This window comes from Dehalococcoidia bacterium (assembly GCA_028711995.1).
GTDB lineage: Bacteria > Chloroflexota > Dehalococcoidia > SZUA-161 > SpSt-899 > JAQTRE01.
Genome location: JAQTRE010000085.1, coordinates 1 through 12,466, shown reverse-complemented (window position 1 = coordinate 12,466; position 12,466 = coordinate 1). Strand labels below are relative to the sequence as shown.

The window sequence follows — 12,466 nt, the reverse complement described above, 5'->3', positions numbered from 1 at the left end:
GTGATATTCGGTTCGATATACGCCATGCCCGGATAATCGTACGTCCATCCCCACATTTTACATCATATCGACGCCGCTTCATTCCCCCACGGGCAAGCCCGTGGAACCCTGCCCTTCGGGTTATTGGGAGTACAAAGAGTATAGCGCGGCAAGAAAAGATGTGCAATCGCACCAAAGTAAGAGGGCAGTCTGCCATCCGGCAGTCAACATTTAACAGGGTGCTGAAAAAAGTGAGGCGTTCCTCCTTCCGGGGGCCTGGGGATGCCCTCAGGATTCCCTTTCTTTCCCCAAAATTAGGTGCGAGGGGGCTGATCCGAACTTAATCAGAGTATCCTTGGGAAATTGCCCTTGACTTAGTGCTGCCAAAATGTAAAAATGGGCAAGCAGACCGCGGAGGAGGAGACCCATGCGCGTTCGGGAATTCATGACAACCAATGTGATAACAGTGACCGTCAAGACCTCAATCGACGAAGCTCGGCGGCTCATGGTTGAGCAGAATATTCGCCGCTTACCTGTGGTTGACAGGGGCAAGCTGATTGGCATGGTGAGCGACAAAGGAATCGGGCAGGTATTATTCTCTTCCCTCACCACCCATGGAAAGGGGGTTGAGAGTTCCCTGACAGCCACGATGAAGGTGGGAGACCTCATCAAAAGGGATATCGTGACCATCACGCCGGATACCACTGCGGAGAGCGCACTCGCCATGGCGCAGGAACTGAAAATTGGAGCACTACCCGTAGTGGATGAAGGAATATTGGTTGGAATCGTAACGACCAATGATTTCGTTTACAGGATACTCAATCCAGTGCTCGGTCTCGGCAAGCCCGGCGTTCGCCTTCATATCTATAACGCCGGTACAGCCCGCAAGATCGAAGACGTGATGAGGCTCATCAACAAACATGATCTGGAAATTGAGGCGATCCATGTGGATGAATTCGCCGAGGAAAACGCCGAGGAAAACGCAAGGGACCTCATCATCCAGGTGAACACTACCGACCCCAGTAAGCTGATTGAGGATATCAAAGGCCAGGGATACGAAGTAAAGATCAGAGAGCGTTAGTCTCCGGCTTTGACTACCACCACCGCTTGCTCTGAGAGCATCATCACCTAATCCTCTGCCATTTAAGCAGGCCCCGATTCCGGGGCCTGCTTTCTTCTACCCGGGATGCTCCTTCGCTCCGGGGAATCCAGAATCACTGAGACCTCACTTATCCTTCCCATCTGTCGAATTCTTCACCAAACTTGTTCAGACGTCTGTCCCTTAGCTTTCACCTACTGCCAAACAGGTAATCTGGGTGCTTGAGCAATGATCCCCATTTGGCTCCGCCATGGATCTCCAGGTCTCGCCACCCGAAGAATTACGGGGATATTGATACCAAAGTCCCATGACAGGCGCATATTGAATGTGCCATACTCACCTCGAAGTCGTCACCGCGCAATTGTGGCCCAATGGAAAGCAAAGGAGCAAAGCGATGACCTGAGAGCATTTCATCAAGGAATACTGATCATGGAAAAGATGGGGAGGTAGATCATGAGGCGGCACATTCGCAAGGCATCGACGCTAGTACTGCTCATAGGGCTATTAGCAATGATTTTGACACCTATTGCAACGGCTGATTCGGGATCACAAATATGGTACCTTACATCTGAAGGCAAACCGGCCAGCGCACCTTTGGCAAATGATGCTCCTCAGGAACATGTAAAGGACAATCTGTTGCATAAGGATTCGAGAACTGGCACGGGTGCATCTTTTGGTTTGCCTTCTGAAGAAGTTGCCTGGTTCTATTCTGATACCGCAGCCAATGTGGGCCTATCCTTTGGGGAAAACTCATGGAATGCACGGATTCGTATTGAGGGGATCAGCGGGGATGAGATTGGCAAGCATCTTACTGTTGAGGTCTGCAAGCTCGATGGTCTTACCGGCGACATTACCGTTCTTGCAAGCCACAGTGAAGCGCTGGTAGCAGCCGCCTCCAAACATCTCTGGGAGATAACCTGTGAAGATAATGGGACCACAACCCAGGATTTCAATGCTGGCGACTGGTTAGCTGTCAAACTGTCTTGGGATTATGCTGGGGACACGCTGACAATATACTGCGATGATGTAGAAGGCAGTGATTCTTATATAGAAAGCCCATCCGTCGATCCTGGCTACCCTACTCCCAACCTTAGCACCCTTGTCCTTTTTTCGCTGGGCTTAACTGTGCTGGGAGGATACATATGGTCTCACAGAAAGCATCATCTAGTCACGATCAATTGATAGAGTGCTCGTATATCCAATTGCCGGGGAGGCTCTGATCAATCTTCAATCCTCCCCTTGGCCACAACCACAGAAGAGCAAATGACGGTTTGTGCGTGCTGGGATGGCGAGGAGCCTCCGGCCCAGCATGCACAAACCTCTCCCTCGAATGGGGGCCTACCTGCTTTCACAAACAAGGCCCTCGGTTTATAATATTCAAGTGCTCATATTTGGCCATATCGGCATCACCACGGGAATAGCGCTGGGATTGGACAAGGCTCTCCATCGCAAAGGGTCTTCTAAATCCAGCACAAGCCAGAAAACACAGGCGTCATCTGATGTTTCGTCGCCGGACACTGGCAGTTGGGTGATAGACTATCGGCTGGTGCTCCTAGGATCCATGCTGCCGGACATCATAGATAAACCGGTGGGCGACTATTTCTTTGTCAACACCTTCGGCAATGGCCGCATATTCGCGCACACCTTGCTTTTCCTCCTTTTTCTCCTGAGTATCGGACTGTGCCGCCTCTGGCGAGGTGGCAGGGCCGGGGTTCTTATTGTAGCCTTGTGTTCTGGGTTTCACCTGATACTGGATCGCATGTGGCGCACAACTCAAACTTTATTCTGGCCCATTGACGGGTGGTCCTTTCCTAAATATCCCCACACTGACTTTTGGCACACTCTGTCAGGATGGTTTGACAGCGGAACGAGTAACCCTGGCGTCTATATCCCTGAAATCATCGGCGGGGTGATCCTCTTGCTAGTCAGCCTTGAACTGCTTCGACGAGGATACCTGATGCATTTCTTGAAAAGCGGTACCTTGAAATGAGCCACTATGATGTTATCGTGATTGGCGCTGGACCGGCCGGAAGTCGGGTAGCCTATAAAATGACTGAGACAGGTCGCAATGTGGCGGTCCTGGAAAGGCATCAGACTGCGGGTGGAAAGAAGTGCTGTACCGGAATCATCGGCAAGGAATGCGTGGACCTTTTTGACATTACTGGCAGCTGCATCCTGAGAGAAGCCAAATCGGCCAAACTGTATGCTCCGTCGGGGGAGTTCTTGAGGGTGAACAAAGATGACGTCCAGGCATACATTGTTGACAGGGCAGCTTTTGATCGATGCCTGGCGGAAAAGGCAGCGGCAGCGGGGGCGGTATATTTAACCAATACCTTTGTCAATGATATCTCGGTTTCGGGCGAGGGCGTAGAGATAACTGTTAGCAGGCAGGGGAATGAGGAGGTTCTTACAGCAGAAGTAGTTGTCATCGCCGCCGGCTTTGCCTCCAAATTGCCGCAGAAACTGGGTTTGGGTCACATAAAGGATTTCACTGTCGGAGCCCAGGCCGAGGTGGAAGCCCACGGAATCGACGAGGTTGAGGTCTATTGCAGCCAAAAAATAGCCCCTGGCTTTTTTGCTTGGCTGGTTCCCATTTCACAAAACAGGGCGCGGGTCGGGCTTTGTGCCTACGAGCGGCCCGGCGCGTATTTAAGGGAGTTTGCTGCTCTGCTTGCATCGGAGGGGAAGATATCTGCAGACACTCTGAGCATTTCCTACGGCGGAATTCCGCTTAAACCGCTGGCCAAGACGTATACAAACCGGGTTCTGGTTGTTGGCGATGCCGCCGGGCAAGCCAAGCCGACCACTGGAGGCGGCATATACTATGGCCTCCTCTGCGCAGATATTGCATCTCAGACAATCCAGCAAGCATTTGCGGTCAATGATTTCTCCAGGCGAAGACTTTCCCAATATGAGAAACTCTGGAAGAAGAAACTGGGGCGGGAACTTCAGATCGATTACTTCGCTCGCCGGTTATATCGGAGGCTATCGGATAAGCGGATCAATGATATATTCAGCATTATCCGCGACAACAACATTCACCAGAGTCTGCTGAATTCCTCCTCAATGTCATTCGATTGGCACGGCGAATTGATTCTGGACGGCCTCAAACGTCTGGACCCCTGGCGGCAATTGATTGGAAGATACATCCCTGCTTATATCTCTAAGGCTTTAAGGCATACCCCCCCTCATCCCCCCGGCAGTCCTTCTTAGCAATAACGTGCTACCGAATTGAGATTCCTCAGGCTTCTCTTGCGGTTCTCACCATGTCGGACTATAATAACGCTGGCTATTGTGATTATGATAGAGGGTGGTACTGTATGGCCGTGGACTTCAAGAAAATCCTTGTACCCGTGAACGGCACAAAGGTAGATGAAGACGTAATTCGGCTGGCTTGCAGCCTGGCCAGGCGGAGCAAAGGTAGAGTTTATGTGACTTATGTCATTCAACTCGAGCGGACTTTGCCACTGGATGCTGAGGTCAAGTCTGAGGTCGATAGAGGGGAAGAGGCATTGGACAAAGCGGAGCGTTATGCAGAGGATTGCGATTATGAAATCGATACTGGTCTGCTGCAAGCGCGTGCAGTGGGGCCTGCCCTGGTGCATGAAACCACAGAGCGCGATATTGATCTGATGATAATCGGAATTGGTTATAAAACCCGGTTTGGCGAATTCAGTATGGGCGATATAGTTCCCTATGTGCTCAAAAATGCTCCCTGCCGCGTAATGCTCCTACGGGAGCCTGTCTTTTCCCCCGTGAATTCCCGTCAATCACTCTAGGGAGGCATTATGAATGTAGTCATAATGGGCTGCGGTCGTGTTGGAGCTATGTTAGCCGGGCTGATGGATTCCCAGGGGCATCAGGTCACCATTCTTGACGTCGACGCTTATAGCTTCAGAAGATTGCCTTCAAATTTTGGAGGCAAGGCTCTCGTTGGCAATGCCACTGATCATGACACGCTCAAGAAAGCGGGCATAGAGAAAGCAGATGTCTTTGTCGCAGTGACGCAGGGAGACAATCGAAACGTAATGGCCACTCAAATCGTTAAACATATTTTCAACGTGCCCCGGGTGGTCTGCCGAATTTACGATCCCATACGTGAGGAAATGTATCGAGAGTTGGGGTTGGAGACGATAAGTCCCACCAGGATGGGGGCCGAGCGTCTGCTCCAGGTGATTGGAGGCTGAAAGGTGTATACGATCATTGTTGGCGGCGGCGATGTTGGCCATTATCTGGCCAGAATACTGCTGGGAGAAGGTCACGAAATACTGGTTATAGAAAAGGACAGCCGGCAGATCGATCTGGTCTCTGAAGAGTTGGGGGATGTGGTCATGAGAGGAGATGGCTGCGAGGCACGTGTATTGGAAGAGGCAGGAACTGCCAGAGCTGCTATGCTCATCGCTGTGACCGGCCATGATGAAGATAATCTTGTGGCGTGTCAGGTAGCCAAGCACAAGTTCAATGTTCCTCAGACAATCGCCCGCATCAAGAATCCCACGCATAAGGCGTTATTTGAGAAATTGGGTATCGATGCCACGGTCTGCAGCACTGAACTGATCTTGGCACGCATCGGGTTTGAACTCCCTTCTCATCCCATTGTCCCATTGATTAAGCTGAGAGGCCAGGGGCTGGAAGTTGTAGAGGTCAAGATACCGGCTAAATCGAAGATGGTGGGAACGGATATCGCCAGTATTCAACTGCCGGAGAGAAGCCGCATCGCCCTGATAATAAGAAAAGACAAGGGCCCGCTGATCCCCTTTCCTGATATTGTCATCGCGGCGGAGGATGAGATAGTGGCAGTGGCAGAACCGGGGTCTCAGGAAAAGCTCCGAGACGCACTGGCAGGCAAATAGGTGATCCGGGAGGCAAAAGAACGCAAGATGAAAATACCAAAAGTATCCTTTCAAGGCGAGAGAGGCTCTTTCAGCGAGGATGCCGTATTCAAGTTCTTTCGGCAGGCGGATCCATTGCCCTATCGGACTTTCTCGCACGCTTTCCAGGCAGTATCCAGTGGCGAGACAGATTATGGCGTTGTCCCGATTGAGAATTCCCAGGCAGGAAGCATCAATGACACCTATGATCTTCTGCTGGCCCACGATCTGAACGTCTTCGGCGAAGTGTATTTGAAAGTGGTGCATTGTCTGCTGGCGCTTCCCGGAGAGACCATCAACGACATCAAGAAAATATACTCGCATCCGCAGGCTATTGCTCAATGCGATGAATTTCTGAGTTCACTCAAGGCAGAGATTATACCCACCTATGACACTGCCGGCAGCGCCAAGATGATCAAGGAAGGAGGGCTCAGAAACTGCGCAGCTATAGCCAGCAAGAGAGTCTCACAAATATATGGGATGGATATCCTGGCGGAGGGAATTCAAACCAACCCCAGAAACTTCACCCGGTTCTTTGTCATTTCCAAAGAAAAAGCAAAAGCCGCCAAACTCAATAAGACTTCTCTTGTCTTCAGGACCAAAAACGAGCCAGGCACCCTGTATGAGAGTCTGGGAGTTTTTGCCATGAGGGGTATTAATCTCACCAAACTGGAATCCAGACCGGCAAAAGATACGCCTTGGGAATATGTCTTCTATGTGGATTTTGAGGGGCATGTAGATGATGAGGTATGCAAAGAAGCCCTCAAAGAACTGCGGAGCAAATGTGCCTTTTTGAAAATCCTGGGATCATATGCCCGGACCCAAGATTAGGAGCAAGAACAACCGGATAATTTTGTCAAATCAGCGCACACAAGAGGTTCCTCCGGTCCGGTCTATACCAGGTCCTCTTTTTCCATTCCACCCAACACCTCAGCTTCTCTCCGTGCAGCAGCTTCCCTCCCCTGCTTGATCGCCTCTCGCAGGGCCTCTCTACCTTTCTCAGAGAAGAGATATCCGACGGCTATCCCCACAACTCCCCCGATGATGAAGCCGCCAACGAAGCCAGAGCCTTTATTGCCGTCTCCCATTTCATTTTCTCCTTCTATTCAATTCTTTTTATCCCTGGCAGCCAGGAAGGCCACCGCCTTGCGGACTCCCGCCACAAACCCCTGGACCTTGACAATGGGTTGAAGGATGGTCTTGGATACCGTGGATGCCGTCTCTCGCACCTCACCTACCGCTTGATCCGCGGAATCCAGGATATGGGTGATCTTGCGATAGATGAGGATAAACAGGGTAAACAGAATAAGGGTAACCCCAATCCCCAGAATGCCCGAGATAACGATGACCCAATCCCTCAGGGTTTCGATTTCCATCAGACGGCTCCTCCTTTTCCCACTATCATAGCATGTGGGGAAATCAACGGCAAACGGATTTGAGACACGCCATCTCTGCTCATTGCATCAGAAGTTCAATGGCTCTTTCCAGTTGCAGATCATCGCTGTTTTCAGTATCTTCTGAAGGCATCTCCACGATGATATCGGGGATGATCCCCTCACCCGATATCTGCCGCCCATCGGGAGTGTACCAATAAGCAAAAGTGAGATATATTGCACCGCCATTGCTCAGCTGGTGGATGTAGTTCATGCTTCCCTTTCCGAAGGTCTTAACCCCGATGATCTCACCTCTGCCATAGTCTTGAAGAGCACCGGCCACCACTTCACTGGCGCTCGCACTGTGATTGTTCACCAGCACTGCGAGGGGTATAGCCTCAGCAAGACCTCCATCTTCAGCCAACCACTCGGTTCTTTTCCCTTTGTTGTCCAGGGCGTAAACAACCAATCTCTCGTCAACGAATTCATCGACCACGCTCACCGCATCCTCGACAAACCCCCCCGGATTATCCCGCAAGTCAAGCACAATTCCTGTGGCACTCTGAGAGACGACATCCTCGAGGGCAGAGGCAAATTCCACGTCGGTGCGATCCGAAAAGCGGGTCACTTTGATATGAGCGATGTTTCCGGGAAGCATCTCCCACTCCACACTCGGAATCTTGATATCATCGCGGATGATCTCGATTTCCGTCGGCGTATCATGGTTGGGATGGAGCATCAGGAGTCTCACCTTCGTCCCCTTCTCTCCCCTGATCTTGGCCACCGCTTCTTCCAGGGTCATTCCCAGGGTGGCTTCGCCATCGACTTCCAGAATCCGGTCATCCGGCCTCACACCTGCCTGTTCGGCGGGGGACCCGGCGATGGGGACAACCACTGTCAGATATCCATCCTTTATGGCGGCATAGACCCCGATGCCGCTGAATTCTCCTTCCAACTCGCCTGTAAATTCCTTGTATTGTTCGGGATCAAGGTAATTGGTATAGGGATCATTCAGGGCTTCCATCAGTCCGCGGATGGCCCCTTCTGCCAGGTCAGCGGCATTTACGGATGGGCTATCGACGTAATCTTCAGATATCGCCTCCCAGGCCTCACCCACAAGCTGCATGCCTTTGGAAAAGGACTCGTCTTGAGGATTGTCTTTGCTGGCAGCACAGCCAAGCGCCAAAGGCAAAATGACAAACACCACCAATAGAATTGACTTAATTGCTCCTGGCATTTAGATCGCCCCCCTTTCGGTCTGTTGGCATAAGAAGGCAAATCCAATCATCGGAGAAGGCAGGATAGATGTGTTCATAACTGGTTTGATTGATGTTACCAGAAACCATCTGATTTATCTACCGCGCCTTGTTGAGAACGATTAACACCGTGCCTGATGCAACAATATTTCTGCGGGGAGAGGCGCAATGTATATTGGGTGAATTTACACAAGGAAATGCTGGTCTGGTAAAATAGGGCAACGGGCAAGAAGATGCCGATTAAAGTTTTAGCTTCAGATATCATCTCCAGGATCGCCGCCGGAGAGGTGATCGAACGGCCAGCCTCGGTGGTAAAGGAACTGGTGGAAAACTCACTGGACGCTGGCGCCACCCAGATTGCAGTGGAAATCAATGGCGGCGGCATCCATCTCATCCGGGTGGCCGATAACGGCATGGGAATTCCCGCCGATGAGGTGGAACTGGCCTTCGAGAGACATGCCACCGGCAAGCTCACTTCAGATGCCGACCTCGAGATCATCTCTACCCTCGGATTCCGCGGCGAGGCATTGCCTTCTATCGCATCCGTGTCCGAGGTTTCCATTGTTACCAGACATCAAGATGAGTCGATCGGCACCATCACCAAGCTGGAGAGAGGTGTCACCACCAGCAAGACCAAACAGGCAGCCCCCCAAGGGACAATCATCACAGTGCGCAACCTCTTCCAGAACGTTCCCGCTCGCCTCAAATTTCTGAAATCTGCCGCCACTGAGACCAGCCACACCAGCCATCTGGTAGCCCAGTATACCCTGGCCTTTCCAGAGGTGAAATTCACCCTGACGGTCAACGGCCGGACTACCCTGCGATCTCCCGGCAACGGCAACTTGAAAGATACGCTGATCGAAGTCTACGGGGTGGAAACAGCCAAATCGATGCTCGAAATTCACCCTGACGAGACTTCCGGCGAAAACACTCTGAGAGTCAGCGGGTTCGTTGGCCCGGCTGCGCTGGCGCGCTCCAGCCGCGACTATCTCAGCTTCTTCGTCAACCGGCGCTGGATACAGAATCGGTCTTTGACCTTTGCCGTGGAACAGGCCTATCAGGGGATGCTGATGACCGGCAAGCACCCGATTGTGGCGCTGAATATCATGCTGCCGCCGCAGGAAATCGATGTCAATGTGCATCCCACCAAACGGGAGATTCGATTTCGGAACGAAGGGGAAGTCTTTCTGGCAGTGCAGCGCGCAGTGAGAGAAACGCTGGTTGGGCTTTCTCCCGTGCCCCGGATGCGTGCTCCTTCGCACTCAGTCCACGGTCTATCGCCCGATCCACTCTTTTCAGTGCCGAAGGCAGGCGCTCGTCCCGGGCCTGCAGCATTCCCACCAACGGCGAAACAACGTCCTGATCAGCCCGCCTTGCCTGCTTCTGAACTCCCCATCCTCAGGGTGATCGGACAATTTCAGAGTACCTACATCCTGGCGGAAGGTCCCGACGGGATTTATCTCATCGATCAGCATGCCGCCCATGAACGGATACTGTTTGAGAAAATCCGAGAACAACAGATTTGCCAGGCTCCAGAAGTTCAGGGACTTCTGGAGCCTCTGACTATTGAGGTCACCGCCCGGCAGGCAGAACTGCTGAGTTCGCAGATTGATATCCTGCAGGAAGCGGGCTTTTCGCTGGAGCCGTTCGGAGAGCGGGAATATCTGGTCAGAGCGGTTCCAGCGATGGTCAAACGGCATGAGATCGCTCCGACGCTTTTTGAGATCATCGATTCGCTGGGACAGGCGGAACCGAGCCAGTGGTCAGAAAGGATCGCCCAGTCGCTGGCTTGTCACGGCGCGGTTCGCGCCGGGCAGATACTCAGTCTTCCGGAGATTGATGAACTCATGCGCCAACTGGAGCAAACCGCCCTGCCAAGGCACTGCCCCCACGGTCGGCCCACGATGATCCATCTCCCGACCTCTCAACTGCAAAAGGAGTTTGGAAGGAGAACGTAAAGCCCTGTTCACTGCCTCTACAGATTCAAATACCCGTGGGCATAGAGCGTCCTGTTCAGCAGGATTTTGGCCGTTTTCATCACAGCCACCTGCTCCGGGTCTTTGGGATCAACAATACTGAAGTCGAAGTCATCGAGGACGTCATCTCTGGCGGCATCGTGAAAGGCAAGGTAGAGTCGATTCACCGGCGTGGAAGAATCGCGCTTCTCGATGGCCTGAATGGTCTTCCTTAGATCGGAATCAAGAGCATCGACGATCGGCCGGTCAATTCCCGCACCGGAGAGCATTGCCAGGTAAACGAGGTGAAGCAGGGGCCTGATCTCTTTTGGACACGAGTTGGAAACGTTGGAGAGGCCGCAGGTGGTCAGCAACGGCGGATCGTTCAACGTCTTGAAAACCTGCACCGCCTTGATCACTTCCGGCCCATGGGATTGAGTTCCGTTCACCGTCATCACCAGGGGGTCGAGGATAATGTTTTCCAGAGGCAACCCGTATTCTGCTGCCGCCGTCATGATGTCGACTGCAGCGATCTCTGCCCGCTCATCGGCCGAAGTGGGAAGCCCTGTGGCGCGAAGCGTGAGGCAGATCAGCATGGCATCGTACTTGGCAGCCATCGGCATGAGCACTCTCATCCGCTCCGGGTCAGCATTGGTGCTATTGATGATGGTCTTGGGCGGCAGCATCTTGAGTCCGGCTTCAACAGCAGTGGCATTGGTCGTATCCAGAGAAAGAGGGATATCGGTCACCTCGCGGACGGTTTCAACCATCCACTGCATCACTTCGATCCCATCCTTTTTCCTCGGGCCGATATTCAGATCAAGGAACGCCGCTCCGCCATCAACCTGCCTTCTGGCCAGGTTCTGAATGACAGCCTTGTCCCGTGTTTCAATGGCTTCTCGAACCGACTTCGAGATGATGTGGATATTTTCGCCGATGATGTTCATTTGACCTCACTCCTGACAAAGAAGTGCATTGCATTCTCTGCACCTTGTCATTCCCGACTGATCGGGAATCTATACCAATAAATAGGGCACGTCGAGACATACCCCTATAAAAGCGCCAACCTCTTTGCCACTTCTCGAACACCCCTCTGAAGGGGAGAATCGGGAGGCAGATAAATCGATGGCTCGCCCTTGATCTCCAGTGCCGCCAGATTCGGGTCCTTCGGAATGCTGGCGACGAGGTCAAGTTCATTCCCTTCAATAGCCTTACTGATCTCCATCGGAATCTCGCCTTCCACCCGATTGACGACCAGCCGAACCTGTCCCACCTGTGTCCTCAACTCTCCGATCAGCGCTTTCATTCTCCCGGCCGCAATGATGCCTCGAATGGTGGGATCTGAAACAACGAGCAGGATATCAATTTCGCGGGTGGTTTGCCGACTGATGTGCTCCATGCCCGCCTCGCAGTCGATCACCACCCAGTCGTAGTTCTTGCCCAGACGGTCGATGGAGGTCCGGAGCATGCTGTTGGCGGCACAATAGCAGCCCGGCCCTTCGGGCCGGCCCATCGCCAGAAGGTCCACCTTCTCCGACTCCACCAGCGACTCGGCGATCTTGAGGGCCACGTAGTCGGGCTTGGGCATACTGATATCATAAGTGCCGCTTTTAACGGATCGAGCCATCTCCTCGCGCATCTCGCCTACGGTGCTTTCCAGCGGCAGCCCCAGCGCCAGATTGAGATTGGTGCTCGGATCGGCATCGACGGCCAGGACCGTTCCCTTTTCGGAAAGGAGGTTGATCAGCAGGGCCGCGATCGTGGTCTTTCCCGTACCGCCTTTACCGGCGATGACGATGGTGATAGTCATACTTGGCGTCCCTGCAAAAAGCCGGTATCGGAATTCTGATTGAGTCACCCTGATATTATGCTGCGAAGTTTAAAGTCTGAGTGAATCGGCTGGCGGGTCGAATTTAGCGCCAAAACAAGCGCC

The 12,466-nt window shown here is 52.7% G+C and carries 14 protein-coding genes; 9 read left to right on the top strand and 5 right to left on the bottom strand.

Going from position 1 to position 12,466, the window contains the following annotated elements; genetic code table 11:
* Positions 1-406 precede the first annotated feature (406 nt).
* The 8 genes from PHV74_11155 to pheA all read left to right on the top strand — a co-directional run bounded on the left by PHV74_11155 (position 407) and on the right by pheA (position 6,780).
* Positions 407-1,060: a CBS domain-containing protein gene (locus PHV74_11155; protein MDD5094918.1), complete on the top strand. Its 654-nt coding sequence runs from the start codon at positions 407-409 to the stop codon at positions 1,058-1,060.
* A 471-nt stretch (positions 1,061-1,531) separates the two neighbouring features.
* Complete coding sequence (locus PHV74_11150; GenBank protein ID MDD5094917.1) at positions 1,532-2,260, top strand: hypothetical protein; 729 nt, start codon at positions 1,532-1,534, stop codon at positions 2,258-2,260.
* A 127-nt stretch (positions 2,261-2,387) separates the two neighbouring features.
* Positions 2,388-3,068: a metal-dependent hydrolase gene (locus PHV74_11145; protein ID MDD5094916.1), complete on the top strand. Its 681-nt coding sequence runs from the start codon at positions 2,388-2,390 to the stop codon at positions 3,066-3,068.
* Positions 3,065-4,291: an NAD(P)/FAD-dependent oxidoreductase gene (locus PHV74_11140; protein ID MDD5094915.1), complete on the top strand. Its 1,227-nt coding sequence runs from the start codon at positions 3,065-3,067 to the stop codon at positions 4,289-4,291. Before PHV74_11145 ends, PHV74_11140 begins: the two co-directional genes overlap by 4 nt.
* Before the next feature lie 107 nt (positions 4,292-4,398).
* Positions 4,399-4,857 carry a universal stress protein gene (locus PHV74_11135; GenBank protein MDD5094914.1) on the top strand — a complete coding sequence of 153 codons (459 nt, stop codon included), beginning with the start codon at positions 4,399-4,401 and terminating at the stop codon, positions 4,855-4,857.
* Between the two features lie 9 nt (positions 4,858-4,866).
* Complete coding sequence (locus PHV74_11130; protein ID MDD5094913.1) at positions 4,867-5,265, top strand: TrkA family potassium uptake protein; 399 nt, start codon at positions 4,867-4,869, stop codon at positions 5,263-5,265.
* Between the two features lie 3 nt (positions 5,266-5,268).
* A complete protein-coding gene (locus PHV74_11125) occupies positions 5,269-5,931 on the top strand; it encodes an NAD-binding protein (protein MDD5094912.1) in 663 nt (220 codons plus the stop codon).
* Between the two features lie 27 nt (positions 5,932-5,958).
* The gene (gene pheA / locus PHV74_11120) at positions 5,959-6,780 is read left to right on the top strand and encodes a prephenate dehydratase (protein ID MDD5094911.1); all 822 of its coding nucleotides are present in this window, start codon (positions 5,959-5,961) and stop codon (positions 6,778-6,780) included.
* A gap of 62 nt (positions 6,781-6,842) precedes the next feature.
* Here the strand turns inward: pheA and PHV74_11115 are convergent, their stop codons facing one another.
* The 3 genes from PHV74_11115 to PHV74_11105 all read right to left on the bottom strand — a co-directional run bounded on the left by PHV74_11115 (position 6,843) and on the right by PHV74_11105 (position 8,559).
* On the bottom strand, positions 6,843-7,037 hold the full coding sequence (locus PHV74_11115) for a hypothetical protein (GenBank protein ID MDD5094910.1): 195 nt from the start codon (positions 7,035-7,037) through the stop codon (positions 6,843-6,845).
* Positions 7,038-7,055: 18 nt separating this feature from the next.
* Positions 7,056-7,325 carry a hypothetical protein gene (locus PHV74_11110; GenBank protein MDD5094909.1) on the bottom strand — a complete coding sequence of 90 codons (270 nt, stop codon included), beginning with the start codon at positions 7,323-7,325 and terminating at the stop codon, positions 7,056-7,058.
* Between the two features lie 79 nt (positions 7,326-7,404).
* Positions 7,405-8,559 (bottom strand): S41 family peptidase, encoded by a 1,155-nt coding sequence (locus PHV74_11105; GenBank protein MDD5094908.1) that lies wholly within the window; start codon positions 8,557-8,559, stop codon positions 7,405-7,407.
* 252 nt (positions 8,560-8,811) lie between these two features.
* Here PHV74_11105 and mutL point away from each other — a divergent pair, with 252 nt between their 5' ends.
* The gene (gene mutL / locus PHV74_11100) at positions 8,812-10,536 is read left to right on the top strand and encodes a DNA mismatch repair endonuclease MutL (protein ID MDD5094907.1); all 1,725 of its coding nucleotides are present in this window, start codon (positions 8,812-8,814) and stop codon (positions 10,534-10,536) included.
* 17 nt (positions 10,537-10,553) lie between these two features.
* On the opposite strand, the gene PHV74_11095 is transcribed toward mutL, so the two are convergent.
* Positions 10,554-11,480: a dihydropteroate synthase gene (locus PHV74_11095; protein ID MDD5094906.1), complete on the bottom strand. Its 927-nt coding sequence runs from the start codon at positions 11,478-11,480 to the stop codon at positions 10,554-10,556.
* Positions 11,481-11,584: 104 nt separating this feature from the next.
* A complete protein-coding gene (locus tag PHV74_11090) occupies positions 11,585-12,391 on the bottom strand; it encodes an AAA family ATPase (protein MDD5094905.1) in 807 nt (268 codons plus the stop codon).
* Positions 12,392-12,466: the final 75 nt, after the last annotated feature.